General features: G+C 63.3%; 25 protein-coding genes. 16 read left to right on the top strand and 9 right to left on the bottom strand.

All coding sequences use genetic code 11. The annotated features are described in order from the left end of the window. Window positions 1-42: 42 nt before the first annotated feature. The 5 genes from mltG to fabD form a co-directional block, all read right to left on the bottom strand. Window positions 43-1,263, bottom strand: a complete 1,221-nt coding sequence (gene mltG, locus AC0L2Y_RS06280) for an endolytic transglycosylase MltG (protein ID WP_352567438.1) — start codon at window positions 1,261-1,263, stop codon at window positions 43-45. Window positions 1,264-1,356: 93 nt separating this feature from the next. Further along, on the bottom strand, window positions 1,357-2,619 hold the full coding sequence (gene fabF / locus AC0L2Y_RS06275; RefSeq protein WP_473554630.1) for a beta-ketoacyl-ACP synthase II: 1,263 nt from the start codon (window positions 2,617-2,619) through the stop codon (window positions 1,357-1,359). Window positions 2,620-2,653: 34 nt separating this feature from the next. After that, window positions 2,654-2,890, bottom strand: a complete 237-nt coding sequence (locus tag AC0L2Y_RS06270; RefSeq protein ID WP_006203723.1) for an acyl carrier protein — start codon at window positions 2,888-2,890, stop codon at window positions 2,654-2,656. A 188-nt stretch (window positions 2,891-3,078) separates the two neighbouring features. Further along, complete coding sequence (gene fabG, locus AC0L2Y_RS06265; protein ID WP_473554629.1) at window positions 3,079-3,816, bottom strand: 3-oxoacyl-[acyl-carrier-protein] reductase; 738 nt, start codon at window positions 3,814-3,816, stop codon at window positions 3,079-3,081. A 60-nt stretch (window positions 3,817-3,876) separates the two neighbouring features. Beyond that, the gene (gene fabD, locus AC0L2Y_RS06260; RefSeq protein ID WP_473554627.1) at window positions 3,877-4,842 is read right to left on the bottom strand and encodes an ACP S-malonyltransferase; all 966 of its coding nucleotides are present in this window, start codon (window positions 4,840-4,842) and stop codon (window positions 3,877-3,879) included. 247 nt (window positions 4,843-5,089) lie between these two features. On the opposite strand from fabD, the gene AC0L2Y_RS06255 reads away from it, so the two are divergent. Further along, window positions 5,090-7,015, top strand: coding sequence for an LTA synthase family protein (locus AC0L2Y_RS06255; RefSeq protein WP_352567442.1), 1,926 nt, complete (start codon window positions 5,090-5,092; stop codon window positions 7,013-7,015). A gap of 31 nt (window positions 7,016-7,046) precedes the next feature. Here AC0L2Y_RS06255 and AC0L2Y_RS06250 read toward each other — a convergent pair whose 3' ends face one another. Beyond that, window positions 7,047-8,591 (bottom strand): pilus assembly protein, encoded by a 1,545-nt coding sequence (locus AC0L2Y_RS06250; RefSeq protein ID WP_352567443.1) that lies wholly within the window; start codon window positions 8,589-8,591, stop codon window positions 7,047-7,049. Between the two features lie 456 nt (window positions 8,592-9,047). Here AC0L2Y_RS06250 and rpsF point away from each other — a divergent pair, with 456 nt between their 5' ends. From rpsF to AC0L2Y_RS06190, 12 genes are all read left to right on the top strand, one after another. Then, entirely contained in the window at window positions 9,048-9,548 is a 501-nt protein-coding gene (rpsF, locus tag AC0L2Y_RS06245) for a 30S ribosomal protein S6 (RefSeq protein WP_292663863.1), read from the top strand. After that, entirely contained in the window at window positions 9,548-9,796 is a 249-nt protein-coding gene (gene rpsR, locus AC0L2Y_RS06240; RefSeq protein ID WP_006203718.1) for a 30S ribosomal protein S18, read from the top strand. The genes rpsF and rpsR overlap by 1 nt, the downstream gene beginning before the upstream one ends. 214 nt (window positions 9,797-10,010) lie before the next feature. After that, the gene (rplI, locus tag AC0L2Y_RS06235; protein ID WP_254820243.1) at window positions 10,011-10,595 is read left to right on the top strand and encodes a 50S ribosomal protein L9; all 585 of its coding nucleotides are present in this window, start codon (window positions 10,011-10,013) and stop codon (window positions 10,593-10,595) included. Window positions 10,596-10,748: 153 nt separating this feature from the next. After that, entirely contained in the window at window positions 10,749-12,038 is a 1,290-nt protein-coding gene (locus tag AC0L2Y_RS06230) for a cyclopropane-fatty-acyl-phospholipid synthase family protein (protein ID WP_352862630.1), read from the top strand. Window positions 12,039-12,119: 81 nt separating this feature from the next. After that, window positions 12,120-12,443, top strand: a complete 324-nt coding sequence (locus AC0L2Y_RS06225; RefSeq protein ID WP_352862631.1) for a YnfA family protein — start codon at window positions 12,120-12,122, stop codon at window positions 12,441-12,443. A gap of 3 nt (window positions 12,444-12,446) precedes the next feature. Further along, window positions 12,447-13,415 (top strand): small ribosomal subunit Rsm22 family protein, encoded by a 969-nt coding sequence (locus tag AC0L2Y_RS06220; protein WP_473554624.1) that lies wholly within the window; start codon window positions 12,447-12,449, stop codon window positions 13,413-13,415. A 206-nt stretch (window positions 13,416-13,621) separates the two neighbouring features. Beyond that, complete coding sequence (locus AC0L2Y_RS06215) at window positions 13,622-15,112, top strand: replicative DNA helicase (RefSeq protein ID WP_023677714.1); 1,491 nt, start codon at window positions 13,622-13,624, stop codon at window positions 15,110-15,112. 231 nt (window positions 15,113-15,343) lie between these two features. Beyond that, window positions 15,344-16,762, top strand: a complete 1,419-nt coding sequence (gene radA / locus AC0L2Y_RS06210) for a DNA repair protein RadA (RefSeq protein WP_352493164.1) — start codon at window positions 15,344-15,346, stop codon at window positions 16,760-16,762. Window positions 16,763-16,809: 47 nt separating this feature from the next. Continuing rightward, the gene (locus AC0L2Y_RS06205) at window positions 16,810-17,481 is read left to right on the top strand and encodes a CvpA family protein (protein WP_473554621.1); all 672 of its coding nucleotides are present in this window, start codon (window positions 16,810-16,812) and stop codon (window positions 17,479-17,481) included. 131 nt (window positions 17,482-17,612) lie between these two features. Continuing rightward, window positions 17,613-19,094 (top strand): amidophosphoribosyltransferase, encoded by a 1,482-nt coding sequence (gene purF, locus AC0L2Y_RS06200; protein ID WP_473554620.1) that lies wholly within the window; start codon window positions 17,613-17,615, stop codon window positions 19,092-19,094. A gap of 94 nt (window positions 19,095-19,188) precedes the next feature. Continuing rightward, window positions 19,189-19,929: an SDR family NAD(P)-dependent oxidoreductase gene (locus AC0L2Y_RS06195; protein ID WP_292662213.1), complete on the top strand. Its 741-nt coding sequence runs from the start codon at window positions 19,189-19,191 to the stop codon at window positions 19,927-19,929. 124 nt (window positions 19,930-20,053) lie between these two features. Continuing rightward, window positions 20,054-20,275: a hypothetical protein gene (locus AC0L2Y_RS06190; RefSeq protein ID WP_473554618.1), complete on the top strand. Its 222-nt coding sequence runs from the start codon at window positions 20,054-20,056 to the stop codon at window positions 20,273-20,275. Between the two features lie 159 nt (window positions 20,276-20,434). Here AC0L2Y_RS06190 and AC0L2Y_RS06185 read toward each other — a convergent pair whose 3' ends face one another. Beyond that, the gene (locus tag AC0L2Y_RS06185) at window positions 20,435-20,941 is read right to left on the bottom strand and encodes an OsmC family protein (protein ID WP_473554616.1); all 507 of its coding nucleotides are present in this window, start codon (window positions 20,939-20,941) and stop codon (window positions 20,435-20,437) included. A gap of 316 nt (window positions 20,942-21,257) precedes the next feature. Between AC0L2Y_RS06185 and AC0L2Y_RS06180 the strand changes: the two genes are divergently transcribed. Then, on the top strand, window positions 21,258-22,226 hold the full coding sequence (locus AC0L2Y_RS06180) for a DMT family transporter (protein WP_473554614.1): 969 nt from the start codon (window positions 21,258-21,260) through the stop codon (window positions 22,224-22,226). 136 nt (window positions 22,227-22,362) lie between these two features. On the opposite strand, the gene AC0L2Y_RS06175 is transcribed toward AC0L2Y_RS06180, so the two are convergent. Then, window positions 22,363-23,217, bottom strand: coding sequence for a LysR substrate-binding domain-containing protein (locus AC0L2Y_RS06175; protein ID WP_473554611.1), 855 nt, complete (start codon window positions 23,215-23,217; stop codon window positions 22,363-22,365). Between the two features lie 114 nt (window positions 23,218-23,331). Between AC0L2Y_RS06175 and AC0L2Y_RS06170 the strand changes: the two genes are divergently transcribed. Further along, complete coding sequence (locus AC0L2Y_RS06170) at window positions 23,332-23,739, top strand: tautomerase family protein (protein ID WP_352490934.1); 408 nt, start codon at window positions 23,332-23,334, stop codon at window positions 23,737-23,739. A gap of 140 nt (window positions 23,740-23,879) precedes the next feature. Next, on the top strand, window positions 23,880-26,102 hold the full coding sequence (locus AC0L2Y_RS06165) for an AMP-binding protein (RefSeq protein WP_473554609.1): 2,223 nt from the start codon (window positions 23,880-23,882) through the stop codon (window positions 26,100-26,102). A 148-nt stretch (window positions 26,103-26,250) separates the two neighbouring features. Here the strand turns inward: AC0L2Y_RS06165 and AC0L2Y_RS06160 are convergent, their stop codons facing one another. Next, window positions 26,251-26,514, bottom strand: coding sequence for a hypothetical protein (locus tag AC0L2Y_RS06160; protein ID WP_473554607.1), 264 nt, complete (start codon window positions 26,512-26,514; stop codon window positions 26,251-26,253). Window positions 26,515-26,552 lie beyond the last annotated feature (38 nt).

Below are 26,552 nucleotides of genomic sequence, written 5' to 3'. Positions count from 1 at the left end.
TCCACCCGGACATGCACAGGGCCAACCTGATGGCGTCCGGCCCTACTGGGCGGCGGTGGCGCCCGCATCGTCAACGATGGCTCCCGCCGGCGTGTCGGCCCCGGTATTGGTTGCCCCGGCCTTGGCGGCGTCCTGCGCCTGCTTTTTCAGCAGTGCCCGGTAGCGGGCGACATTCTCATTATGCTCATCGAGCGTCGAGGCAAAGACGTGCCCGCCGCTGCCGTCGGCGACGAAGTAAAGATCGCTGGTTTTCGACGGATTGGCGACGGCCTCCAGCGCTGCACGGCCGGGATTGGCGATCGGCGTCGGCGGCAAGCCGTTGATCAGATAGGTGTTGTAGGGCGTCGGCTTCTGGATGTCCGACTGATAGATCGGGCGGTCGATGGGTTTGCCCTTGCCGCCGAACAGGCCGTAGATGATGGTTGGATCCGACTGCAGCCGCATACCCTTGGCCAGCCGGTTGAGGAAGACAGCGGCCACACGCGAGCGTTCATCGCCCTTGCCGGTCTCCTTCTCGACAATCGAGGCCAGGGTGACAAAATCCTCAACGTTGGCGATCGGCAGGTCCGGCGCTCGGCGCTGCCAGACTTCGTCGACCAGCTTCTTCTGGTCGGCAAGAAGCTTGTCGACCATCTGCTGGCGTGTTGCGCCGCGGGTGAAGCGCAGCGTGTCGGTGGCGAGGCTGCCCTCAGGTGGAGTGGTCGACGGCATGTCGCCGGTCAGCGCGTCCTGCTCGGCGATCCGTTGCAGCGCCTGCTCGACCGTCAGCCCCTCGGGGATAGTCAGCGAATACATCACCGACTTGCCGCTCTTCAGCAGTTCCATGATGTCGTGCATCGACGCCTGCGGCTTGATCTCGTATTCGCCCGCTTTCAGGGCGGAATCATTGCCGAAGGCGCGCACGCCAAGGCGGAAAATGCGAGCGTCGCTAATCAGCCCTCGCCGCTCAAGCTGGTCGGCGATCTCCTGGACGCCGCTATTCGGCTTGACCAGGAAAGTGTCGCCATTGGCCGACGGGCCGGGCTCGTTGAACTCCTGCTTGCCGAAATACAGCGCAACGCCTGCCGCAAGGACCATCAGCATCACCGAAGAGATGACGAAATTCATGAACACGACGAACTGGCTGCGCGAGGCACGCGAGCGCTTCGGCGGCGGCGTGCCGGCCTCGGGCCGCAACGCCTCGCTGGCCGTCTTCGGCACGATCGGGCCGGGCGTTGCTGCCCGTTGCCCGAATTCCCCGTTATCGGCCGGATTTGTGTTCATAGCGCCCTACCAATTGATCTTGCGACGAATCCCCTCGGGCAGAGTAGGGGCGAATATGGCAAAATTGACGGCAGACGGAAACCGGCGGAGCGGTCAGCCATTGTAGCGCTGGAAGACGAGCGAGGCGTTGGTGCCACCGAAGCCGAAGGAGTTGGACAGCGCCACGTCGATCTGCCGGGCTCGCGGCTTGTGCGGCACCAGGTCGATCGCCGTTTCGCGCTCCGGATTGTCGAGATTGATGGTCGGCGGCGCGATGTTGTCGCGAATGGCGAGGATCGAAAAGATCGCCTCGGCAGCACCAGCCGCGCCCAGCAGGTGGCCAATCGACGATTTGGTCGACGACATCGATATCTTCGAGGCGGCGTTGCCGACCAGCCGCTCGACGGCGCCGAGTTCGATCGTATCGGCCATGGTCGATGTGCCGTGCGCGTTGATGTAGTCGACATCGGCCGGCGTCAGCTTCGCCCGATTCAGCGCCGCGGTCATGCAACGGAAAGCGCCGTCGCCATCCTCGGCGGGCGCGGTGATGTGATAGGCGTCACCGGTCAGACCGTAGCCGGTGACCTCGGCATAGATCTTGGCTCCGCGGGCCTTGGCGTGTTCGAGTTCCTCGAGCACGACAACACCGGCGCCCTCTCCCATGACGAAGCCGTCGCGATCGCGATCATAGGGGCGTGAGGCCGTTTGCGGCGCGTCGTTTCGCTCGGTGGAGAGCGCGCGGCAAGCGGCGAACCCGGCGATCGAGAGTCTCGTCACCGGCGCTTCGGCGCCGCCCGCGACCATAACGTCGGCATCGCCCCAGATGATCAGCCGGGCGGCATCGCCGATGGCATGCGCACCGGTCGAGCAAGCGGTGACGACGGCATGGTTGGGGCCTTTCAGCCCATGCCGGATCGAGACCTGACCGGAAACGAGGTTGATGATCTGGCCGGGAATGAAGAACGGGCTGATGCGGCGCGGACCGCGTTCCTTGAGGATCATCGCATTCTCGGCGATGCCTTCGATGCCGCCGATGCCCGAACCGATCAGGACGCCGGTGGCGCACTGTTCCTCATGCGTCTTCGGCTGCCAGCCGGAATCCTTGAGTGCCTCGTCGGCGGCCGCGATCCCGTACAGGATGAAGTCGCCGACTTTGCGCAGCTCCTTCGGCTCGAGAACGGCTTCAGGATTGAAAGTGGCATTGGAGCCGTCACCGCGCGGAATGACGTGGGCGACCTTGCAGGCAAGATCTTCCACCTCGAATTCGGTGATGCGCTTGGCTGCGCTGCGGCCGGTCAGAAGCTCCTTCCAGCTGTGCTCGAAGCCCATGCCGAACGGCGAAAGCAGCCCAAGGCCCGTGACGACGACACGCCTCATCGCAGGTCCTCCCCGGTGATGACTGCAAATAGCGTCAGGCGGAGGCCTTGTCGATGTATTTCACCGCATCGCCAACAGTCAGGATGGTCTCGGCGGCGTCGTCCGGGATTTCGACACCGAACTCTTCTTCGAACGCCATGACAAGTTCGACCGTGTCGAGGCTGTCCGCGCCCAGATCATCGATGAAGCTCGCCTGCTCCGTCACCTTGTCGGCATCGACGCCAAGGTGCTCGATGACGATCTTCTTGACGCGCTCTGCGGTGTCACTCATTTGGGCATCCTCGTCTTTTGGTTGTCTGTCTTCGTTAGCGGGCAGAATGCCGCTAATCAAGCTGAAAGATGGTCCTGCCGGAAACGCAGCGGAACAGGACCGGTTTTTGCCCGAACCGCCGGGTTGCGGGCGGCATTACACGAAAAATCCCGTGCATCCAAGACGGAATGAAGCGTTTTCCCAAGTGTTTAGATCATTGCCATGCCGCCATTGACATGAATGGTCTGGCCAGTGACGTAGGCTGCCTCGTTGGAAGCTAGGTAGGCGACGGCAGAGGCGACTTCGGCGCCCGTGCCCATGCGCCGGGTCGGGATCGCCGCCATGATCGCCTCCTTCTGCTTGTCGTTGAGCTTGGCGGTCATCGCCGATTCGATGAAGCCTGGGGCGACGCAGTTGACGGTGACATTGCGGGTGGCGATCTCCTGCGCCAGCGATTTGGAAAAGCCGATCATACCGGCTTTGGAGGCGCAGTAATTGGTCTGGCCGGGATTGCCGGTGACGCCGACCACTGAGGTGATGTTGATGATGCGGCCATGGCGGCGCCGCATCATCGGATGGGTAAGCTCGCGGGTCAGCCGGAACACGGCGGTCAAGTTGACCTCGAGCACGCTATCCCAGTCGGCATCAGCCATGCGTACGAACAACCCGTCCTTGGTGATGCCGGCATTGTTGACGAGGATGTCGACGCCTTCGAGATCGGCCTCCGCCTTCTGGCCGAGCGCCTTGACGTCGTCGCGATTGGAAAGATTGGCCGGGAAAAGCTTGACCCGGTCGCCCAGTTCGGCGGCCAGCGCCTCCAGTTTCTCGATACGTGTGCCGTGCAGGCCGACGATGACGCCCTGGGCATGCAGCACGCGGGCGATCGCCTCGCCGATGCCCCCCGATGCGCCGGTGACGAGCGCCTTGCGGCCGGTCAATTCGAACATTCTTGCCTCCTGATCTGAGCGAACACCCTTCGCATGGAGCGGTGTCAAATCGCCAGTTGATTATGCAAGCTTCGCCAGCGCCGCCTCGACATCCGCCGCGGATCCGATGGCAGCGGTGGCAATGTCGCCGTTGATGCGGCGGGCCAGCCCCGACAACACCTTGCCGGCGCCCACTTCGTAAAGTGTGCCGACGCCATTGCTGCCGAACCACTCCACCGTTTCGCGCCAGCGCACGCGCCCGACCACCTGTTCGACGAGGCGGCGGGCAATCTCGTCGGGATCGCTCGTCGGGGTCACCGTAACATTAGAGACCAGCGGCACGGCGGGCGCACTCTTCGTCACGGCCGCCAGCGCCTCCCGCATGATCTCGGCCGCAGGCTTCATCAATGCCGAATGGAAGGGCGCCGAGACCTGCAGCATCAGCGCCCGCTTGGCGCCCTTCTCCGTGCATAGCTTCGCCGCCAGTTCGACCGCCGGCCTGGCGCCGGAGATCACCAGCTGGCCGCCGCCATTGTCATTGGCGATCTGGCAAACCAAGGCTTGCGCGGGATCTTTGGCGGCGCCCTGGGCGGCCTCTGCGCAAGCAGCCTCGACGTCGGCCTGTTCCAGCCCGATGATCGCCGCCATGGCGCCCTCGCCGGCCGGTACAGCCGCCTGCATGGCATTGCCGCGGATACGCAACAGCTGGGCGGCGTCGGCGACCGAAACGAAACCAGCGGCCGCAAGTGCCGAATATTCACCGAGCGAGTGGCCGGCGACATAGGTGACCTCGCCGTTCAGCGAGAAGCCGCGCGCCTCCAGCGCCCGGACTGCGGCAAGTGACACCGCCATCAGCGCCGGCTGGGCATTGGTGGTCAGCGTCAGCGTCTCTTCCGGGCCTTCCCAGATCAGCTGCGATAGTTTTTCGCCGAGCGCGTCGTCGACTTCCTCGAAGATCCGCCGCGATTCCACAAAAGTATTGGCGAGGTCCTTGCCCATGCCGACAGCCTGGCTGCCCTGCCCCGGAAAGGTGAATGCGATGGCCATCGTCGGCTCCCAGCTGCTGGTTCTCGTTGCCTGTGACGCAAGGCGTGCGGCCAAGTCAAGCCCAACCTTGACCACGTAATGTCGGCCGAGTGCCTGTTTCGGCAGGCTTTTTGGCGATCACTCATGATGAAAACCGCTCACGATTTGTTTGCTGGCTCTTCTTATTTCCGCCGCAGACGCTAGGCTTTGCGTGACAGTTCGATGACAATCGAGTGACGCTTTTGTTGCGGGCCGGGGAACTATTGAAGTGGCAAAGACCAAGCAGAGCGCAGCCGAGGCGGCGCCACAGTTTCTTGAAGGCGATCCGTCGACCGGCTATCTACCGGCGCGCAAATGGCCTGTCATCCGCTATGGCCTTATCAGCTTGCTGGCTGCGGCGATCCTGGTGTTTGCCATCGAACTGATCGTGCGCGGCAACTTTGCCGGCACCATTGATTTCTTTCTGCAGCCTTTCAAACCCGGCTGGACCACGATCATCATTTTTGCGCTGATCCTCATCGGCCTCGACGCCGTGCTCGGCCGCAGCCATCAGAGCCTGATGATCGTCGCGCCGCTGACATTGTCGCTGGCGTTCGTCGGCCACCAGAAGTCGCTCTATCTCGGCGATCCGCTCTATCCGACCGATTTCCTCTATTCCCGGCAGATCGTGGCACTGATGCCGCTCCTGGTACGCGATCGCCCGGGAACCGCCATTGCCCTGGCGATCGGCATTGTCGGCGGGCTGTCGCTGCTCGTGTATGGCTGGCGGCTATGGCGCCGCCGCGTTCCGGCACTCAGCCACAAGGGCCGCCTTGCCCGGCTGACGCTGACGGTGCCGCTGATCGCCTTCTTCGTCTCCATCATGGACTATGCCACTTTCTCGTGGACGCGCGACCGGCTGCAGATCATCCCGATCATGTGGGACCAGAAGGAAAACTATGCCTCAAACGGTTTTGCGCTCGCCTTCGCGCTGAACGTCCCGATGGCCCACGTCTCGGCGCCGCCCGGCTATTCCGACAAGGCGATCGAAGCGATAGGCAAACCGCAGGTAACGGCCTCGGTACCCGCCGAGAAGCCCGACATCATCGTCGTCATGAGCGAATCCTTCTGGGATCCGACCAAGCTGCCCGGTGTCACCATCACGCCCGACCCTATCCCCAATGTGCGGGCACTGCGCACGGGCTACATGTTCTCGCCCGAGTTCGGCGGCATGACGGCCAACATCGAGTTCGAGGCCCTGACCGGCTTTTCCAACGCCTTCCTGCCGGCGGGCAGCATTCCCTACCAGCAATATGTGCGGACACCGACCCCCTCGCTGGCGACCTTCCTGAAAAGTCAGGGCTACCGGGCACGCGCCATCCATCCCGGAACCAACTGGTTCTGGAACCGGGGAGCCGTCTATGCCGATTTCGGCTTCAACGACTTCAAATCCGAGGAGACGTTGCCGCCCATGCAGAAGCGCGGACCGCTCGCGTCGGACGCAGCTATGACGGACGAGATCATCCACGAGGCCGATACCAGCGCCGAGCCGGTCTTCTTTTTCGCCGTCAGCCTGCAGAACCACGGACCATATGAGCCGTATCGCTATAACAATCCGACCCACAAGGTGCAGGCGCCGATCAGCCAATGGGCGCGTGAATCGCTGTTGAGCTATGCCGAAGGCTCTTCCGACGCGGACCGCGGCCTCGAGCGGCTGATCGAATGGGCGAAGAAACGCGAGCGGCCGACCGTCATCGCCTTCTTCGGCGACCATCTGCCGCCGCTTGGGCCGGTCTACGTCGAGACCGGCTTCCTGAAGGACAATGTCGCGCCGCGCAAGGAGGCGGCCGACCAGATGCTGCTGCACCACCAGACGCCGTTGATCGTCTGGTCGAACCGCAGCGGCCCGGCCGAGGATCTGGGCGCCGTCAGCCCGGCCTTTCTGCCCTACCATATCCTCAAGACGGCCGGCATCAGTCATCCCTATTACACCGGCTTCCTCGGCCAGTTGCGGGATCGCTACCGCGTTATCGACCGCAATCTGCTTTTGGCACCGGGGGGCGACGCCACCCCGGATTGGTCGCGTCGAAAAGAGATCGATCCGGCAATCCGCGACTTCCGTCTGCTGCAATACGACATGATGTTCGGCAAGCGCCACGCGGCACCCGATTTCTTCCCCGAAACCACAGGCAAAGTGGCTGCACACACGAGTTGAGCGGTGGCGGCGGGAGAGCGGCCGACGTCGTTCAGTTCGTCAAGTGCAGCTGCGAAATCGAGCTTCCGATCTTCAGGAAGACGCTTTCGAGCTGACTGACGTCGTTGGTCGGGTAATAATCCGACGGCGACGATGCGCAGGCCTCGTAGAGCTTGCGGTTGGCTGCGGTGTCGGCCTGCAGCAGCACTGTGAAGATCTGCACGTCCTGCTTCTTCAGCGTGTTGCATATATTGGTTGTCCAATCGTCGACATTGCGCGCAGCCGCGGTCTGGTCGCTGGATCCAAACCGACCCGAGGCCAGGAATCCGTAGGAGCCATAGTCCGACTTCTGTGGCGTATCCTTCGCGCCATAGACAACATTCTCGCCGTCGGTGAGCAGCAGCACCGTTTTGGTCGTGCCTGACGCCCTGAAAGGCGCGCCGTCGCTGTAAGGCGGTTCCGGCGAGAGCACCCGCATCCCCCATGACAAGCCTTCCGAAACATTGGTCCCGGAACCGTTCCATTCGATCATCTCACCGACGGCCTTACGCAACTTGTCGAAATCGTCGGTCAGCGGCACTATCGGCGTCGGGCAGGCCCGGTTGGGGCCGATAGTCAGCGGGCCTCTCTTGTCGTTGATCAGTTTCATCGTCGAAACACTGTACTTCGCCATGTCGCTGGTGAGGCCGGGAAGCAGGGTGACAACGGTATCGTCGAGATAGGAATTGTTGTAGCCGGTCGCTGAATTGCCGTAGGAGCTGTTTGGATTTTTAGCGTTACCTGGATCGTCCGGAGCGAAATAGGGTACAAACAGGGTGTCCGGTTTGTTTTGGTCGGGCGAAATGTCGGAAACATTGTTGGTTCCGGGCCGCGCTTCGACGCAGCCTCTCCATTCGACGGCCAATTGCTTGAACAGGTCCATATGGTTGACGCGCTTGCCGCCGACCAAGGGGAAATTGGCGCCATTGTTCGGCGATTTGCCGGCCATGTCGATCCAGGCCGGATCGTAGTCCTCGCCCTTGACGTTGACCGCGGTGACGAACGGCACCACCGCGACACGTACGCTGCGCGTCGGCGACTTCGCCGCTTCGAGCATATCGATCAGGGCCGTCGCCGCCGTCCGCAATGCGCCGATGCGATCGTTGCTGGCCATCGATCCGGTATTGTCGAGCACCAGCACGACTTCGAGCTGATTGGTCGATTCGACGGCGCCGGCATCGACGGTGATGCGCTTGTCGTTGCCGAACAGGAAGGCGAAGTTCAAGTTGACGTCCGCCGTGGCGACAGCCTTTGTCTGGATGTAATTGAGGCCCCTTTCCACGGCAAGCGTCGCTTCGGCGTTCCTCAACTCGCTGTGACCGGCGACATTGGTCTGGAAGTAGCGGTCGAAGACGTCCTTGCGCGAAGCCTCGATGTCGCCGAGATGCGAAGACGCAAGGTTCGCGGCATCGAGCGCATTCTGCAAGCTGACCTTGGCCCTCATCAAGGTGGACACGTCCACGGCAAAGGCCACGGCGGTCAGAACCGCTGGCAGCCCGAACGCCAGCATCAGGGCAAAGTTGCCGCTCTTCGAACGGCAGAATTTGTCGAAAAGCATTTTTATCCCCAAAACCGCCTTGCTGCCGACCTCGCGCAGGCTGTTGGTTTTGCATCCGCATGATGAACGACGGGTTGCCGCCACGCCCGCCGGTGCTGGAACTTCGCATGGTGGTTAAGGTCCGGTTTCAAGAAATCCGTGAAAACACCGCCATCGAGGCCCGTGGCGCTCTGGGACGGTAGGGCCGTTTGCTTCGTGGTTTGGCCTTGCTTTGCGGTCAAATTCCTGTATAGACGCCCGCAATCTGCCGGTCCTTGCTGGGGGCTGAACGGAGGGCCGGAGGTTTTTCGAAGCCTTCGCGTGAAGCCAGAAGCGCTTCCGCCTCCCGTGTCTCCGCTCTCGACCGTCTCGTCATGCTCCTTTCTTCCCCGCCTTCGCAAGGATTGCGGGTCAGAGAAGTTGCAGAGGCTTTTGCCGCCGGGAACCGGGAGAGAAACGAAGAAAGGCACGAACACTATGGCACTATACGAACATGTGTTTCTTGCCCGGCAGGACCTCTCGCAGCAGCAGGTCGATGCGCTTGTCGAACAGTACAAGGGCGTCATCACCGCGAATGGAGGGTCCGTCGGCCGGGTCGAGAACTGGGGACTGAAGTCCCTCACCTACCGGGTCAACAAGAACCGGAAGGCATATTATACACTCATGGACATCACCTGCCCGCCGGCCGCGCTCAATGAAATGGAGCGCCAGATGGGCCTGTCCGAGGACGTGCTGCGTTTCCTGACCATCAAGGTCGACGCGCATGAGGAAGGTCCGTCGGCAATGATGCAGAAGCGCGAAGAGCGCTCGGAACGCGGCGGCTTCGGCGATCGCGACCGTGGCGATCGTGGCCCGCGCTCATTCGGCGACCGCGATCGCGGTGACCGTGGTGATCGTCCGCCGCGCAGCTTCGGCGATGGCGGTGCCGATCGTGGCCCGCGCCGTCCGCGCGAAGGCTTTGAAGGAGCCGCAGAATAATGGTCGACATCAATCAGATCCCAACACGGCGCCCCTTCCATCGACGCCGCAAGACCTGCCCGTTCTCCGGCGCCAATGCACCGAAGATCGACTACAAGGACGTGCGGCTTCTGCAGCGCTACATTTCCGAGCGCGGCAAGATCGTTCCATCGCGCATCACCGCCGTCAGCCAGAAGAAGCAGCGCGAACTCGCCAAGGCGATCAAGCGCGCCCGCTTCCTCGGCCTGCTGCCCTACGTGGTCCGCTAAAATCTACGCGGGCGGTTCGCCGCCCGCTTTTTTCACCGGCCACGACGGGCGTAGCCGGATCGGACACCAAATCCCGGGTTGGATTTCGACAAGAGATCCTAACTGCCGCGACAGGCAGGACAGCGACATAGGCGGCGACGCCCGAGCTTCCTGACCTGTTCCAGACAATTCGGCGCCAATCCTGAGGATAGCGCCCAAGCGAAGGAACAAAACCATGGAAGTCATTCTTCTCGAACGCGTTTCCCGCCTCGGCCAGATGGGCGACACCGTCAAGGTCAAGGACGGGTTCGCCCGCAATTTCCTGCTGCCGCAAGGCAAGGCGCTGCGCGCCAACGAAGCTAACAAGAAGAAGTTCGAGGGACAGCGCGCCCAGCTCGAAGCCCGCAACCTGGAGCGCAAGTCCGAGGCCGCGCAGATTGCCGAAAAGCTCGACGGCAAGAGCTTCATCGCCGTGCGCTCGGCCGGCGAAACCGGTCAGCTTTATGGTTCGGTCTCGACGCGCGACATCGCCGAGCTGGTGACGGCGGAAGGTTTTTCGGTCAACCGCAACCAGATCCTGCTCAACCAGCCGATCAAGACCATCGGCGTCACCAATGTGGCGATCGCGCTGCACCCGGAAGTCGAGGTCACCATCACGCTCAACATTGCCCGCACGGCCGACGAAGCCGAGCGCCAGGCCAAGGGCGAAACGCTGACCACCGCCGAAGCCATTTACGGCGAGGACATCAACGACAATGCGCGGCCGGAAAACTTCTTCGATCCGAATGCGGAGTTCGAAGGCGGCGAAGACAACGGCTGATCGTCATTCGTCGGCATTCGCCGGCTAATCGCTATTCTGGACCAATGCCCGGGCCTCGCACCCGGGCATTTTTATGCCAAATGGAACTTTTCGAACCCCTATATCTTGATGCAGAATAGGACAGCATGTCTGGCCGAGAGGGGACAATTGGTCATGAATATTCTGCTTAAGCGCGTTCTCGACCGCCTGGTCCGCACAGGCAATCTCAAGGTGACAGGGCCGCAAGGCTCGATGGTGACTTTCGGTGACGGCAGCGGCGAGCCGGTGCACATGCATATCAAGACAAGGCATGCCGAGCGCGCAATAACCTTCGACCCGATGCTGGCGGTGCCGGAAGCCTACATGGATGGTGAACTCGACATTCTCGAGGGCGGTGTGCTGGGGGTGATGCGCATTGCCTTCCAGAACATGGGCAGCGGCGGTATCGATGCCACCTGGTCGAAGGCGATCGAGGGTCTGCGCCACGCCTTCCGACGCCTGCAGCAGATCAACACGGCGTCGCGGGCGCGTCGCAACGTGCAGCGCCATTACGATCTGTCGGGCGACCTCTACCGCCTCTTCCTCGATGAGGACATGCAATATTCCTGCGCCTATTTCGAGCAACCGGACATGACGCTCGACGAGGCACAAGCGGCCAAGAAGCGCCACATAGCCGCCAAGCTCAGGCTGAAGGCCGGCCAGACGGTGCTTGATATCGGCTCGGGCTGGGGTGGGCTTGGCCTCTATCTCGCAAAGGCATTCGACGTCGACGTACAGGGCGTGACGCTGTCGACCGAGCAGCACGGCGTCGCCACCGACCGTGCTCATGCGCAAGGCCTGCAAAACCGGGTGCATTTCGACATCAAGGACTATCGCGAGCTCAATGAGCGTTTCGACCGCATCGTCTCGGTCGGCATGTTCGAGCATGTCGGCGTCAATCATTTCCGCACCTTCTTCGACAAATCGGCGACGCTGCTGAAGCCGGACGGCGTCATGCTGCTGCACACGATCGGCCGCTCCGGCGTGCCGTGGGCAACCAGCGCCTTCATCCGCAAGTACATCTTCCCGGGCGGCTACATCCCGTCGCTCTCCGAAGTGATGCCGGCGATCGAAAAATCGGGGCTCGTCGTCACCGACATCGAGGTTCTGCGGCTGCATTATGCCGAGACGCTGAAGCATTGGGGCGAGCGCTTCGCCGCCAACCGCGACAAGGCCAAGGCGATTTATGACGAGCGCTTCTGCCGTATGTGGGAGTTCTATCTTGCCGCCTCGGAAGCTGCCTTCCGCTGGCAGGATCTGGTGATCTTCCAGATCCAGATCGCCAAGAAGAACGACACGCTGCCGGTGACGCGCGACTACATGGCCAGTTGCGAGAAGGCGCTGGAGATGCGCGATCTTGGACGTCGCGAAAAAGCTCCGGCGGCCAAGCCCGCTCGCCGCCGCAAGGTGGCGGATCCGGAGTAGAAGGGCGGCGATCGCGCCATTGCCGCTTGCCATTGCCGGCTGGCACGCTGAAAAGGGTCCCGTCAACGCGGGACCTTTTTCATGACCTACCTCCTCTACGTCGCCGCCGCACTTGCCGAGATCGCCGGCTGCTTTTCGTTCTGGGCATGGTGGCGGCTGGAAAAATCGCCGCTGTGGTTGGCGCCCGGTCTCGTCTCGCTGGTGCTATTCGCGTGGCTGCTGGCGCTGGTCGACACCAGCGCGGCGGGCCGGGCCTACGCAGCCTATGGCGGCATCTACATTGCCGCCTCGCTGGCTTGGTTGTGGCTGGCGGAAGGCGTGCACCCCGACCGTTGGGATCTTGCCGGTGCCGCGATCTGCATCATTGGCGCCTCGGTCATTCTGCTCGCACCTCGGACCGCGTGAGCGATGGAACTGCCCGTCTTACTCAGACAAGGCGTCGACCGCCTTCTCGAACAGGTGCCGCTGCCGATGCTTAAGCAAGCGGCAAAGACGCTGTCGGACCGCTACCGCGCCGAGTTGCGCGACGGCCGCCTGCACATGGCCGAAGACATGGCGGTGAAGGCCTATCTGGCAACGCGGCTGCCGGCGACCTATGCTGCCGTCCGCGCCAGCCTCGATGCGGTAAGCGAGGCGCGGCCCGATTATGCTCCGAGGACCCTGCTCGATGTCGGCGCCGGCCCTGGCACCGTGCTTTGGGCCACAATCGATCTCTGGCCCGATCTCGAACAGGCGGTGCTGCTTGAGGCCGGCGCCGCGGTGCGACGGGTCGGCGAAGCACTTGCCGCGGATGCGATCACGGCCAGGACCGCCTGGCGGACCGGCGACATCACCATAGACCTGGTCGATCTCGGGCCGGCCGAGCTGGTGACTTCAGCCTATGTGCTGGATGAGATCGCGCCGGCATCGCTGGCAAAACTCGTCGATCGGCTCTGGCAGTTGACCGCAGACACGCTGCTGGTGGTCGAGCCAGGCACGCCGGCCGGCTGGCAGCGTATTCTTGCCGTGCGGCGGCAGCTGATCGAGGCGGGGGCGCACGTGCTTGCGCCCTGCCCGCATGAGGCGCCCTGTCCGCTCGTCGCCCCCGACTGGTGCCATTTCGCCCGCCGCGTCGCCCGCTCGCGCCTACACCGTCTGGCCAAGGATGCCGAGGTGCCGTGGGAGGACGAGAAATTCATCTTTGTCGCGGCCTCCCGCCATCCGGCCGCTCCGCCTCGAGCGCGAGTGATCGCACCGCCGAAGTCGGGCTCCGGCAAGGTCTTGCTGAAGCTTTGCGAACAGGATGGGAGTGCTGCCGAGCGACTGTTCACCAAACGCGACGGCGAGACGTTCAAGGCCGCGCGGCGACTGGATTGGGGTGATGCCTTGCCGGAATGACGGGCAGCTATTTTCCTGTTTTGTTCTCGCCTGAGAACGGCTAGGCTCGCCATCTTGATTCGAGTCAATCGAGATTCTTTCCACCGAAAGATCCTGGTTGTGAATCGCGGGCATCAAAGTTGGTTGGTTGGGGACTGATGCAGATAAGTCATCACCGACTTGTCTCGTTCTGATATCGAGAGACGGGGATCAGGACCGGGGACATCATGGCAGAGGCAGCACGAAAATTCGGCGTGGCGGAAACACCGCTCTATCGCGAGGCGCCTAACAATATCGAGGCCGAGCAGGCGCTGCTCGGCGCCATACTGGTCAACAACGATGCCTTCTACCGCGTCTCCGACTTCCTGAAGCCCGGCCATTTCTACGAGCCGCTGCATAGAAAGATCTTCGAGGTCGCGGCCGAGCTCATCCGCATGGGCAAGATCGCGACGCCGATCACGCTGAAGACCTTCCTGCCGGCCGACGAGAAGGTCGGCGACATGACGGTGGCGCAATATGTCGTGCGGTTGGCGGTCGAGGCCGTCACGGTGGTCAACGCAACCGACTATGGCCGCGCCATCTACGATCTGGCGACGCGGCGCGCGCTGATCACTGTCGGCGAGGACATGGTCAACATCGCCTATGACGCGCCGGTCGACATGTCGCCCTCCGACCAGATCGAGGATGCCGAGCGGCGCCTGTTCGAATTGGCCGAAACCGGCCGCTACGATGGCGGCTTCGAAAGCTTCACCGATGCCGTCAAGACCGCCGTCGACATGGCCAATGCCGCCTATATGCGTGACGGGCATTTGTCGGGCGTCGCCACCGGCTTGCGCGACCTCGACCGCCGCATGGGCGGCCTGCAGTCGTCCGACCTGATCATCATTGCCGGCCGCCCCGGCATGGGCAAAACCTCGCTCGCCACCAACATCGCCTTCAACATCGCCGAGGCGTATGTCCCGGCGCAGCAGGCGGACGGCTCGTTCAAGGCGGCCAATGGCGGCGTCGTCGGCTTCTTTTCGCTCGAAATGTCATCCGAACAGCTGGCCACCCGCATCATTTCCGAACAGACGGAAATCCCGTCGTCGAAAATCCGCCGCGGCGAGATCAGCGAGATGGATTTCGAAAAGCTGGTCGCCTGCTCGCAGACAATGCAGAAAATCCCGCTGTTCATCGACCAGACCGGCGGCATTTCCATCGCTCAGCTGTCGGCCCGCGCGCGTCGCCTGAAGCGCCAGCGCGGCCTCGACGTCATCGTCATCGACTATATCCAGCTGATGCAGGGATCGAGCGCGAAATCGTCGCAAAACCGCGTCCAGGAAATCACCGAGATCACCACCGGCCTCAAGGCACTGGCCAAGGAGCTGGCGGTGCCGATCATCGCGCTGTCGCAGCTGTCGCGCCAGGTCGAAAGCCGCGACGACAAGCGCCCGCAGCTCTCGGATCTCCGCGAATCGGGCTCCATCGAGCAGGACGCCGACGTGGTGCTGTTCGTCTACCGCGAGGAATATTATCTGAAGAACCGCGAGCCGAAGCCAGGCACCGACGAATACATCAAATGGGAACACGAGATGAACGAGATGCGCGGCAAGGCCGAGGTCATCGTCGCCAAGCAGCGCCATGGGCCAACCGGATCGGTCAGCCTCGCCTTCCAAGGCGAATTCACCCGATTCTCGGACCTTGCCGAGGAACATCATTTGCCGGATCGGTTCGAGTAGCTTTTTGACCAACCGTCGCGCTCCGTCACACCCCCCTCTGGCCTGCCGGCCATCTCCCCCGCAAGGGGGGAGATCGGCAGTTTTGCCGCCGGCTCTCTTCCTGCGACATCAGAGATTGGCGACAGCGTCGATGACAGCCAATCTTCCCCCTTGCGGGGGAGATGTCCGGCAGGACAGAGGGGGGTGGGCCGGATCGCCGAGCCTCGGCAATTGGCAAGCGACGCGACGCTGATGGCCAAATCCCGCATTCAGTTCATCTGCCAGAATTGCGGTTCGGTGCATCAGCGCTGGGCCGGCAAATGCGATGCCTGCGGCGAGTGGAACACGCTGGTCGAGGAAGGCACGTCGGGCGGCATCGGTTCCGGCCCGGCCAATACGCGCAACGCCCGCAAGGGCCGCGCGGTGGTGCTGACCAGCCTCTCCGGCGACATCGAGGATGCGCCGCGCATCGTCTCCGGCATCGGCGAGCTCGACCGCGCCACGGGCGGCGGCTTCGTGCGCGGCTCGGCGCTGCTGGTCGGCGGCGATCCAGGCATCGGCAAATCGACGCTGCTCACCCAGGCCGCCGCCGCACTGGCAGCAAAGGGCCACCGCATCGTCTACGTCTCGGGTGAAGAAGCGGTTGCCCAGATCAGACTGCGCGCCCAGCGGCTCGGCGTCGCCGGCACCCCGGTCGAACTCGCCGCCGAGACCAATGTCGAGGACATCCTCGCCACCATCGCCGACGGCAAGCGGCCGGATCTGGTCATTCTCGATTCGATCCAGACGCTGTGGACCGACATGGCCGATTCGGCACCCGGCACGGTCACCCAGGTGCGTGCCGCCGCCCAAGCGATGATCCGCTATGCAAAATCTACAGGAGCGGCGATCGTTCTGGTCGGCCACGTCACCAAGGAGGGCCAGATCGCCGGACCACGGGTGGTCGAGCACATGGTCGACGCGGTGCTCTATTTCGAGGGCGAAGGCGGCCACCACTACCGCATCCTGCGCACGGTCAAGAACCGCTTCGGGCCAACCGACGAGATCGGCGTCTTCGAAATGTCGGACAAAGGCTTGCGGGAAGTCGCCAACCCGTCCGAGCTTTTCCTCGGTGAACGCCATGCGAAGTCGCCGGGTGCCGCGGTTTTCGCCGGCATGGAAGGCACACGGCCGGTGCTGGTCGAGATCCAGGCGCTGGTGGCGCCGTCGACGCTGGGCACACCGCGCCGCGCCGTCGTCGGCTGGGACGGTGCCCGGCTGTCGATGATCCTGGCGGTTCTGGAAGCCCATTGCGGCGTCCGCTTCGGCACGCACGACGTCTATCTCAACGTTGCCGGCGGCTACCGCATTTCGGAGCCGGCGGCCGACCTGGCCGTGGCGGCGGCACTGGTTTCCTCGCTCACCGGTCTTGCCCTTCCCGCCGATTGCGTCTATTTCGGCGAAATCAGCCTTTCCGGTGCAGTGAGGCCGGTTGCGCATGCGCAGCAGCGCCTCAAGGAAGCCGAAAAGCTGGGTTTCGGAAGCGCGGTTCTGCCCTTGGGCAGCGAGGAACTTGCTGGTGGTAATGGGGTCGGGGGGATCGGAGCCGGCGCTTTCCAGCCCACCGAGCTGGCCGATCTCGTGGCGCGCATAGCCGGCTCACGGCGCAGCCGCGCCGACGAGCAAGAGTGATGCGGCTCGTCGAGCCGTGAAAAAGAGATCGGAGTGGGGCGAAAAACATGCCGATTACGCTGCTTGACGGAATTCTCGTCGGCTTCACCCTAGTCTCGGCGATGCTCGCTATGGTTCGCGGCTTTTCGCGCGAGATCCTGTCGATCATCTCCTGGGCAGCTGCTGCTGCGGCGGCCTTCTTCTTCTACAAGCCGGTGCTGCCTTACATTCAGCCCTATATCGACAACGAAAAGGCCGCCATGGCGGCGGCCGCCGGTATCGTCTTCATTGTCGCGCTGATCGTCGTTTCGGTCATCACCATGAAGCTTGCCGACTGGATCATCGATTCCAGGATCGGCGCGCTCGATCGCACACTTGGCTTCCTCTACGGCGCGGCGCGCGGCATCCTGGTCGTCGCTGTTGCGCTGCTTTTCTTCAATTGGCTGGCCGGCGCCAAGGCTCCAGGCTGGATTGCCAACGCCAAGTCAAAGCCGCTGCTCGAATCGATCGGCGCCAAGCTCGAAAGCCTGCTGCCCGAGGATCCGGAAAACGCCATCCTCAACAAGCTCAATCCGAATCAGCCGGCCACCGAGACGCCTCTTGCCCCCGATGCGCCTGCAGCGGAAGCCCCTGCCGCCGGCGACGACGCCACCGCTCCGGCACCCGACGACAGCGATGCGCCGCCGGCCGACAATGCGCCCGCGACCCCGGTACCTGCAAACCCGGCGCCGGCAAACTGATTTCGGCAGACTTGCCAATCTGCCGACTTGGCGAGGCTCAAGACTGTCGATCATGTGAATGCCGCACGACGTGCGTTGCTTTCGATGCGCTATGACCTTATATGGCGACTTTAGCGGAGCTTGAGCCCCCAATGGCAGCCTCAGTGGCAGACGCAGACGACGTGCTTTCCACCGAAGCCGATGACCATTTCCATGATGAATGCGGCGTGTTCGGCATTTTCGGCCGGCAGGACGCCGCAGCCATCGTAACGCTCGGCCTGCATGCGTTGCAGCATCGCGGCCAGGAAGCGGCCGGCATCGTTTCCTATGACGGCACCCAATTCCATGTCGAACGCCATGTCGGCCTGATCGGCGACACCTTTACCAAGCAGCGTGTCATCGACAGCCTGCAAGGCAACCGTGCCATCGGCCACACACGCTATGCCACCACCGGCGGCGCCGGCCTGCGCAATATTCAGCCTTTCTTCGCCGAACTTGCCGATGGCGGCTTTGCCGTCGCCCATAACGGCAATCTCACCAACGCCATGACCGTGCAGCGCGCACTGCAGAAGCAAGGCGCCATCTTCTCTTCCACCTCCGACACCGAGACGCTCTTGCACCTGGTCGCCACCAGCAAGGAGCGTGACCTGAATTCGCGCTTCATCGACGCGGTGCGCCAGGTCGAAGGTGCCTTCTCGCTGGTGGCGATGACGTCCAAGAAGATGATCGGCTGCCGCGACCCGCTCGGCATCCGCCCGCTGGTGCTCGGCGATCTCGACGGCGCCTGGATTCTCGCCTCCGAGACCTGCGCGCTCGATATCATCGGTGCGCGTTTCGTGCGCGACCTGAAGCCCGGCGAAATGGTCGTCGTCACCAGCAAGGGCATCGAAAGCCTGTTCCCGTTCGAGCCGCAGAAGACCCGCTTCTGCATTTTCGAATATGTCTATTTCGCGCGGCCGGATTCGTCGGTCGAAGGCCGCAACGTCTACGAAGTGCGCAAGCGCATCGGCGCCGAGCTGGCGCAGGAAAGTCCGGTCGAGGCCGACATCGTCGTGCCGGTGCCGGATTCGGGCACGCCGGCGGCGATCGGCTTTTCGCAGGCCGCGGGCATTCCGTTCGAGCTCGGCATCATCCGCAATCACTATGTTGGCCGCACCTTCATCCAGCCCGGCGATTCGATCCGCCACATGGGTGTCAAGCTCAAGCACAACGCCAACCGCCGCATGATCGAAGGCAAGCGCGTGGTGCTGGTGGACGATTCGATCGTGCGCGGCACCACCAGCCAGAAGATCGTGCAGATGGTGCGCGATGCCGGCGCCAAGGAAGTGCATATGCGCATCGCTTCGCCGCCGACGCGCGCCTCGTGCTTTTATGGCGTCGACACACCGGAAAAGTCGAAGCTGCTGGCGTCGCGCATGTCGGTGGAGGAGATGGCCGAGTTCATCCGCGTCGATTCGCTCGGCTTCCTGTCGATCGACGGGCTCTACCGCGCCGTCGGCGAGGCCGGCCGCGACAACGAGCAGCCGCAATTCTGCGACGCCTGCTTCACCGGCCAGTATCCGACCCGGCTTGCCGACTTCGAAGGCTCCGACAATGTGCGCACGCTGTCGCTGTTGGCGGCCGGCGGGTCGTAAGGTTGCCGGATCGCCATTTGTCTTCGCCAGGTTATCCCCTCTTCCCTGCCGGGCAGAGGGGGGTGCCTCACGCCGACCTCATGGAAGTTCAAGCATGACCCTTGACCTCTCCGGCCGCGTTGCGGTCGTCACGGGCGCCTCGCGCGGTATCGGCTATTTCATCGCCAGGGAGCTTGCCGCGGCCGGTGCACATGTGATTGCGGTTGCCCGCACCGTCGGCGGGCTGGAAGAGCTCGACGACCAGATCAAGGCAGGTGGCGGACAGGCGACGCTGGTACCGCTCGATCTTGCCGACATGGCGGGGATCGACCGACTGGGCGGCGCCATACACGAGCGCTGGGGCAAGCTCGACATACTGGTCGCCAACGCCGCTGTGCTAGGCGTCATCGCCCCGATCGGCCATGTCGAGGCCAAGACCTTCGAGAAGGTGATGACCATCAACGTCACCGCAACATGGCGGCTGATCCGCTCGGTCGACCCGCTGCTGCGGCTTTCCGATGCCGGCCGCGCTATCGTGCTGAGCTCCAGCCTTGCCCATTCTGCACGCGCCTTCTGGGCGCCTTATGCGGCGTCGAAGGCGGCGGTCGAGGCCATGACGCGTTCATGGGCACATGAGACCGAAAACCTGCCGCTCAGGGTCAACGCCGCCGATCCCGGGGCAACGCGCACCGCGATGCGGGCGCAGGCCGTACCGGGCGAGGATCCGGAAACGCTGCCGCACCCCTCGGAGATCGCCAAGCGTATCGTGCCGCTTGCCAGCCCCACGCTCAAGGAGACGGGGCTGATCTTCCAGGCCAAGCACAACCGCTTTGTCGCCTACCGGCAGCCGGAGTAAGCGGCCTAACATCACGCGGCTGTGATGCCGTGGCTTAAGGCCGCGCTTTGGCCCAGCTTTCGCCGCTGGGCCAGAGTTGCTAGGATCGTGCGACTCCCAAAACAAGCAGAGCGAGGAAATACCCATGGCGGCACCGAGCGTAGCGTTAGTCTGGTATCTGGTGATCGCCGGCCCGCAAGGCGGCATGGTCGTGTTGCCCAGCACATTCGACACCCGCGAACAGTGCACGTTCGCTATAACCGAATACCAGAAGCAACCGACGCCGACCGGCTGGTCGGTGCAGTGCGTGCCGAGCGCCTCTCCCTTCGCCGATGAGGGCGACGCCGAGGAGCCGTCGGCGCAGTAGGACAGCGTGATCTCCCCCCTTGAGGGGGAGATGGCCGACAGGCCAGAGGGGGTTGGTCCGACCGGGCTCGGCCTGCTGCAGCGGTTGGCGCTTCACGCGAGACAACCCCCTCTGTCGCCTTCGGCGACATCTCCCCCTCAAGGGGGGAGATCAGCAGCCTCAGCGTCGCGCGCTTACCGTCAGCTCCGGTTTCTGGCTGATGGTCTGGAACACCACGCAGTAGCGCTCGGTCAATTTGAGCAGCGCATCGATGCGGTCCTGCGGCTCGTCGGTGTCGAGGCCGAATGTCAGGCGGATGGCGCGGAAGCCAACCGGCGCATCCCTCGCCACACCAAGAGTGCCGCGAAAGTCGAGATCGCCTTCGGCCTCCACCGTGGCGGCCCCAAGCTTGAATTCCAGCGCCGTCGCTACCGCCTTCAGCGTGACGCCGGCGCAAGCCACCAGCGCCTCCAGCAGCATGTCGCCGGAGCAGAGTTCGAGCCCGGTGCCGCCGGTCGCCGGATGCAGCCCGGCAATGGCGATCGCCCTGCCTGTCTCGACCTTGCAGGCGATCGATTGGTCGTCGATCGATCCCTTGGCCCTAAGGGTAATCAGCGCGCGCGAGGCGTCGTCGCGATAGGCCTCCTTCAGCGGCGTCTGCATGGCCTTCAATGCGATCGCATCCATTTCATTTCTCTCCCATAATTGCCCTGGCTTCGCTGCTTTACGGCTATGCCGCCTGCCCCAAACGCAAGTCCGCGCTGGCGCAGCGCTTGGCAGGGTTTTGCCCGTATAGCCTGACGATACGGAGCATCCAACGCCTTCAAACCCTGTCTCGCAACACATTCGTAAGGCCGCCGGGCATATGGCCGATATCGCCATCCTCGAAACCCGCGAAAGGGTTTCGCCGGCATCCTGTTCACCGGGGCTGCCGGTCTGCTGTTTCGACGCCTCGATCAAGCTGACACAATGGTGTCAGGACGGGGCAGAGTAGGCTGGTGAGATGACGGAATCGCTTGATATGCCGGGCACAGCGGAAAGCGCCCGCGAACGTACCCTCGGCATCATCCTGGTCTCGGCATCGGCGGCCGTCTTCGGCCTCACCGGCGTGCTGACCAAATCGATCCATGCCGACCCGCTGACCATTACCTGCTGGCGCGGCTTCGTCGGCTCGATCCTGATCAGCCTCTATGTGCTATGGCGCCGCCAGCGCTCCGGCGGTCGCGACAGCCTGCGGCTCGGCTGGCGCGGCTGGCTGCTGGCGATCGAGGGCGCGCTCGCCAGCATCGCCTTCATCTCGGCGTTCAAGTTCACCTTTGTCGCCAATGTCGCGATCATCTATGCCACCGCCCCTTTCGTCACCGCGCTGCTGGCCCTCCTGTTGGTCCGCGAACCGTTCCGGCTGCAGACGGTTGCCGCCGCCGCCGTGTCACTATGCGGTGTGGCGATCATGGTCTGGTCCGGCTTCGGCACCGGCCATTTGTTCGGCGACGGGCTGGCGCTGCTGATGACGATCGGCAGCGCTCTCTACATGATCATGGTGCGCGCCTTCCGCGAGACGCCGGTGGTGTGGGCTGGTGCGGTGTCGGCGTTCCTTCTGTTCGTGCTCGGCTGGTTCATCACCGATCCGCTGGCTGTCTCGGCCAGGGACGCTGTGCTTCTTGCCACCTTCGGCGCCTCGTTCGCGCTGGCCTCGATCCTGTGGACGGAGGGCACCCGGCTTATTCCGGCGGCCGAGTCCGGGTTGCTGGGCTCGGCAGAAGTGCCATTCGCGATCCTATTTGCCTTCCTGTTCCTGGCGGAGATCCCGCCGGCAGCCAGCATGGTCGGCGGCGCCATCGTGCTTTGCGCGGTGTTCGCTCACGCCGGCCGCGACTGGCTGATGGCCAGGCAACGCGCAGCGGAGGCACGACCAATACTTGCCGCGTCCGAGCGCGAGTTGGTGGTTCGATCACGAGAAATCCGTTCCTGAAAATAAATTTGAAAAGTCATGGAACCATCATAGGGCTCAGGCATTATGGCTGTGACGGGCCACCCCAAGTCCCCCCAAACCCCTCGGCCCGTCTTACTCAGAAGCCGACCGCAAGGTCGGCTTTTTCTTTGCTGTCTTAATTGGCCAGGGCCAGGTTGCCGCTCAACAACGTGGCCAGATCCTGCGCCGGCCGGTCGGCATCCTCACGCAAGCGGACGGCGAATTCGGCGACCGGCACCGGCGGCAGATCAAGATCGCGCGGCGCCTCGACGATGCCGGAATGAGCGAAGCGCGCCGTCCTCAACGTCAAGGCAATGCCGGCGTGCACCGCCGTGCGCAGGCCGGCAAGGCTGGCACTGCCGGCAGCAATGCGGTAGCGACGGCCGGCCGCATCGAGTGCGCTGGTCGCCGCTTCGCGAAACCCGCAATGGGGATCGAGCAGCGCCAAGGGCAGTTCGTCGTGGCGGGTGGCCAGCCCGTTCTGTGAGCAAAGCCAGATCATTGGTTCCTTGAGCACACCGACTTCGTCCCGTGTCGGCACCTGCCGCATGGCAATGGCCAGATCAAGGGTGCCGGCCTGCAAAGCCTGCGCCAGTTCGGCGGAACGGCCGACGCGCAGTTCGATCCTGACGCGCGGATAGCTGACAGCAAAAGCCCTGAGCAGCTGCGGCAAGCCGCTGTCGGCGAAATCCTGCGTCGTGCCGATGGCGACGCGCCCGTCGGCGTGCGCCCCTTTGAGGGCCAGCCACGCCTCGCGATGTGCGGCAAGGATGCGACGCGCGTGGCCGACCAGATCCTCGCCTGCCGGCGTCAGACCGCGCCCTCGCCCCTGCGGCACCAGCAGCGGTTCGCCGACAACATCCTCCAGCCGCTGCATCTGCGCGGTCACTGCGGACGGCGAGCGGCCGACGATCGACGCAGCCCGCGCCAGGGAACCGCCATCGACGAAAGCGAGCAAAGTCTTGAGGAGGTCGGGATCGAACATCTGCATAATTCGATATTATCAAAGTGTTTATCAAAAACAATTCGATTTTTTTGATCAAAGGACGATGGCATGATTTTCTCGACGGCGAAGAGACGCCGCTTGAAACCGAGGAGAAGAAATATGCCGATTATCAATGTCAGCGTTACCGGCAAGCCTGATGCCGCTTTGTCCGCCGCCATTGCCAAGGAAGTGACCGAACTGACGGCCACGCATCTGCGCAAGGACGCGACGATCACAGCTGTTGCCATGTCCTATCACGACCCCGAGCACTGGTTCGCCGGCGGCAAGTCGCTGGCCGAGCATGGCACCAACACGGCCTGGCTCGACATCAAGGTTGTCGACGGCACCAACACCAAGCTCGAACTGGAGGCGTATCTGCAGGCAATTTTCGCGGCATTCGGCCGGCTGCTGGGCAAGGTGCATGAGGAAAGCTACGCCCTCGTGCATGAAGTGCCTGCGGCCGCCTATGGCTTTGGCGGCAAGACGCAGGAATTCCGCTTCATCAGCGGAAGGATGAAAGCGGCGTAGCTGCGATAGGCAGCCGAGCCAAGTGATGACAGGAGAGAAGGAAAAATGGAGCCGCATTGACGTTGATCCAACTTCGGCTAGGTTCTCACCCGAAGCGGCCAGTGAAGAGCCGCGACGTGAGATTGTTGGGAGATGCGGCGATGATCCTGACACTGGCGCTGCTTGCGGGTCTTGTCGCGGCCTGGCTGCTGATCGGCGTGGTGGAGAAGTTCCGCCTCGGCCTGCGCTTGAGCCAGGCGCTGCTCTACGTGCCGTTCAAGCTCGCCTACCGGATCAGCGACGAGCGCATCAAGATTGCCCGCAGGTCGGCGGCCCCCGTCATCTACGTCATCTGGCATCAGTCACGCATTGAGCCGGCGCTGATGCTGTCGCTGCTGCCGGAGGACACGCTGCACATCCTCGACCAGGCTTCGGCCAGATCGCCGTGGCTGGAGCCGTGGCGCGAGCTCGGCCGTACCATCGCCTTCAACGCCGAGCATGTCTTCGTCAGCCGCAGACTCGTGCGGGTGCTGAAGGGCAAGGGCCGGCTCGCCGTTTACCTGCCGGATGCGGTCGAGCCCGACGTCAAGTCGTTTCGGTTGTTTCGCGCCATCACCCGTATCGCCATGCAGGCCGACGCCCGCATCGTGCCGATCTTCGTCGCCGGCGCACGCGGCCTGCCGGCCTCGCTGACGCCGGCGGACAAGGCGCCGCGCCATTGGTTTCCGCAGCTGTCGATCAGCGCGCTGGAGCCGATGACCATCGCCGAGCTGGTGGCGCGGAACTCAGATCAGGCCTCCAACACCAATGCGCTGTTTGATCGCTTCGCCGAGGCCAGGCTTTTCGGCAGTGATCTCGACCGAGGGCTGTTCCTCGCCATGCGCGATGCGGCCGACCGTGTTGGCGCTTCGCACCCAATAATCGAGGACGTCATTGGCGGTGCGCTGAGCTACCGGAAAATGTTCATCGGCGCCAGGGTTTTGGGCCGCCGCTTTGAGGCAATAACAGCGCCGGGCGAAGCGGTTGGGCTGCTCCTGCCCAACGCCAATGGCGTCGTGCTGTCGTTCGTCGGACTTCTGTCGGCTGCTCGGGTCGCAGCAATGATCAACTATACCGCCGGCCCGGCCAGCGTCACCGCCGCCATCCGCACGGCGATGATCCGCACAGTGGTCTCCTCACGCGCCTTTGTCGAAAAGGCTAACCTCGCCGACATCATCGAGGCGGTGGAAAAGGGCGGGGCGAAACTGCTGTGGCTGGAGGATATTCGCGCAAGCGTGACCGTGCTGGACAAGGCCGCAGCCGGCTTGCTGTGGCGCTGGCCGTTGCAGCGCCAGGATGCAGCCAAGCCGGCGGTGATCCTGTTCACCTCCGGCTCGGAAGGCACGCCCAAGGCCGTGGTGCTGTCGCACCGGAACCTTCTTGCCAATGCGATGCAGGCGGAAGCCCGCATCACTATCTCGCCGGTCGACATCCTGCTCAACGTGCTGCCCGTATTCCACTCGTTCGGGTTGACCGGCGGCACCATCCTGCCGCTGGTCACCGGAGTAAAGCTGTTCCTCTACCCCTCACCGCTCCATTACAAACTTATTCCGGAGGTGGCGCGCAAGGTCCGGCCGACGGTGATGTTCGGCACCGACACGTTCCTCGCCAACTATGCCCGCACCGCCAAGGACGGCGATTTTTCCAGCCTGCGCTTCGTCGTCGCCGGCGCCGAGGCGGTGAAACCGGAGACACGCCGCGTTTACCGTGAGCGCTTCCAGGCCGAGATCATCGAGGGTTTCGGGCTGACCGAGGCAGCGCCCGTCGTTGCCGTCAATACAGCCATCCACGGCCGCGACGGAACGGTTGGGCGGCTGTTGCCTGCCATGCGCATGAAACTCGAACCGATCGAGGGCATTAGCGGCGCCGGACGGTTGTGGCTCGATGGGCCAAACCTGATGATGGGCTACATGACGTCAGATCGGCCCGGCGAATTGCAGCCGCTCGACGGCTGGCACGATACCGGCGACATCGTTTCGGTCGACCGCGAAGGCTTCCTCACCATTCGCGGGCGGGCCAAGCGTTTTGCCAAGATCGCCGGCGAGATGGTGTCGCTGGGTGCCGTCGAGATGCTGGTGCAGTCGCTATGGCCGGAAGAGCATCACGCCGTGGTGGCAGTGCCGGACAGGCGCCGCGGCGAACGCATCGTGCTGGTCACCACCGCCACTGACGCCGATCCCGACGAATTGCGCAAATTCGGTAAACAAGCAGGTGCCGCCGATCTGATGGTACCGAACGACATCGTCAAGGTGGAGGAGATCCCGGTGCTGGGTTCGGGCAAGACCGACTATGTCTCGACTAGAAAGCTGGCACTAGAGAGGCTGGGACTGAGCGCAGCCGCCTGAGGTTTGCTGTCGAAAACTCTAGATGCGCGTCGCGTTCGACCGGTCGAATGCGACGCGCTTTGGATTCTTGCTTTTTATGCATGCCGTTACGCAAAACCGCTGCACACCCTCGGGTCGAGCCCGAGGGCATGCTTTTGCGCGATATGCATTAGAAGACCACCACCGACAACAGCAGAATGGCGCCGACGGCCATCATCAGCAGGCCCGGCCAGTTCTGCGACAGGCCGAGAAAACGGAGCCCGCGCCGCCGCGGCTCCAGAGTCGGAACTGGTGTTGCGAGATTGGGCGTCACACTGTCCGGCGCGGTGGAGACAGCGGCCGGCTCACTAAGCCGCCCGCGCATGATGGCTGCAACCGCCATATAGACGAGGCCGGCGACAGTCAGTAACGCGCCGATGAGGATGACAGCCATTTCTCCTCGTTTCCGATGTTCTGCGCCCGATGCGGGAG

It is taken from the genome of Mesorhizobium sp. WSM4830 (assembly GCF_055811495.1).
This window is presented reverse-complemented; position numbering and strand designations above follow the sequence as displayed.

What these genes read in the sequence shown, in the direction of transcription:
- rpsF (WP_292663863.1), top strand. Translation starts at nt 9,048, where the DNA reads ATGGCACTATACGAACATGTGTTTCTTGCCCGGCAGGACCTCTCGCAG.
- AC0L2Y_RS06215 (WP_023677714.1), top strand. Translation starts at nt 13,622, where the DNA reads ATGGCAGAGGCAGCACGAAAATTCGGCGTGGCGGAAACACCGCTCTAT.
- AC0L2Y_RS06190 (WP_473554618.1), top strand. Translation starts at nt 20,054, where the DNA reads ATGGCGGCACCGAGCGTAGCGTTAGTCTGGTATCTGGTGATCGCCGGC.
- AC0L2Y_RS06270 (WP_006203723.1), bottom strand. Translation starts at nt 2,890, where the DNA reads ATGAGTGACACCGCAGAGCGCGTCAAGAAGATCGTCATCGAGCACCTT.
- fabD (WP_473554627.1), bottom strand. Translation starts at nt 4,842, where the DNA reads ATGGCCATCGCATTCACCTTTCCGGGGCAGGGCAGCCAGGCTGTCGGC.
- rplI (WP_254820243.1), top strand. Translation starts at nt 10,011, where the DNA reads ATGGAAGTCATTCTTCTCGAACGCGTTTCCCGCCTCGGCCAGATGGGC.
- fabG (WP_473554629.1), bottom strand. Translation starts at nt 3,816, where the DNA reads ATGTTCGAATTGACCGGCCGCAAGGCGCTCGTCACCGGCGCATCGGGG.
- radA (WP_352493164.1), top strand. Translation starts at nt 15,344, where the DNA reads ATGGCCAAATCCCGCATTCAGTTCATCTGCCAGAATTGCGGTTCGGTG.
- purF (WP_473554620.1), top strand. Translation starts at nt 17,613, where the DNA reads ATGGCAGCCTCAGTGGCAGACGCAGACGACGTGCTTTCCACCGAAGCC.
- fabF (WP_473554630.1), bottom strand. Translation starts at nt 2,619, where the DNA reads ATGAGGCGTGTCGTCGTCACGGGCCTTGGGCTGCTTTCGCCGTTCGGC.
- AC0L2Y_RS06165 (WP_473554609.1), top strand. Translation starts at nt 23,880, where the DNA reads ATGATCCTGACACTGGCGCTGCTTGCGGGTCTTGTCGCGGCCTGGCTG.
- AC0L2Y_RS06230 (WP_352862630.1), top strand. Translation starts at nt 10,749, where the DNA reads ATGAATATTCTGCTTAAGCGCGTTCTCGACCGCCTGGTCCGCACAGGC.
- AC0L2Y_RS06180 (WP_473554614.1), top strand. Translation starts at nt 21,258, where the DNA reads ATGACGGAATCGCTTGATATGCCGGGCACAGCGGAAAGCGCCCGCGAA.
- AC0L2Y_RS06220 (WP_473554624.1), top strand. Translation starts at nt 12,447, where the DNA reads ATGGAACTGCCCGTCTTACTCAGACAAGGCGTCGACCGCCTTCTCGAA.
- AC0L2Y_RS06175 (WP_473554611.1), bottom strand. Translation starts at nt 23,217, where the DNA reads ATGCAGATGTTCGATCCCGACCTCCTCAAGACTTTGCTCGCTTTCGTC.
- AC0L2Y_RS06195 (WP_292662213.1), top strand. Translation starts at nt 19,189, where the DNA reads ATGACCCTTGACCTCTCCGGCCGCGTTGCGGTCGTCACGGGCGCCTCG.
- AC0L2Y_RS06250 (WP_352567443.1), bottom strand. Translation starts at nt 8,591, where the DNA reads ATGCTTTTCGACAAATTCTGCCGTTCGAAGAGCGGCAACTTTGCCCTG.
- mltG (WP_352567438.1), bottom strand. Translation starts at nt 1,263, where the DNA reads ATGAACACAAATCCGGCCGATAACGGGGAATTCGGGCAACGGGCAGCA.
- AC0L2Y_RS06170 (WP_352490934.1), top strand. Translation starts at nt 23,332, where the DNA reads ATGCCGATTATCAATGTCAGCGTTACCGGCAAGCCTGATGCCGCTTTG.
- AC0L2Y_RS06205 (WP_473554621.1), top strand. Translation starts at nt 16,810, where the DNA reads ATGCCGATTACGCTGCTTGACGGAATTCTCGTCGGCTTCACCCTAGTC.
- AC0L2Y_RS06225 (WP_352862631.1), top strand. Translation starts at nt 12,120, where the DNA reads ATGACCTACCTCCTCTACGTCGCCGCCGCACTTGCCGAGATCGCCGGC.
- AC0L2Y_RS06185 (WP_473554616.1), bottom strand. Translation starts at nt 20,941, where the DNA reads ATGGATGCGATCGCATTGAAGGCCATGCAGACGCCGCTGAAGGAGGCC.
- rpsR (WP_006203718.1), top strand. Translation starts at nt 9,548, where the DNA reads ATGGTCGACATCAATCAGATCCCAACACGGCGCCCCTTCCATCGACGC.
- AC0L2Y_RS06160 (WP_473554607.1), bottom strand. Translation starts at nt 26,514, where the DNA reads ATGGCTGTCATCCTCATCGGCGCGTTACTGACTGTCGCCGGCCTCGTC.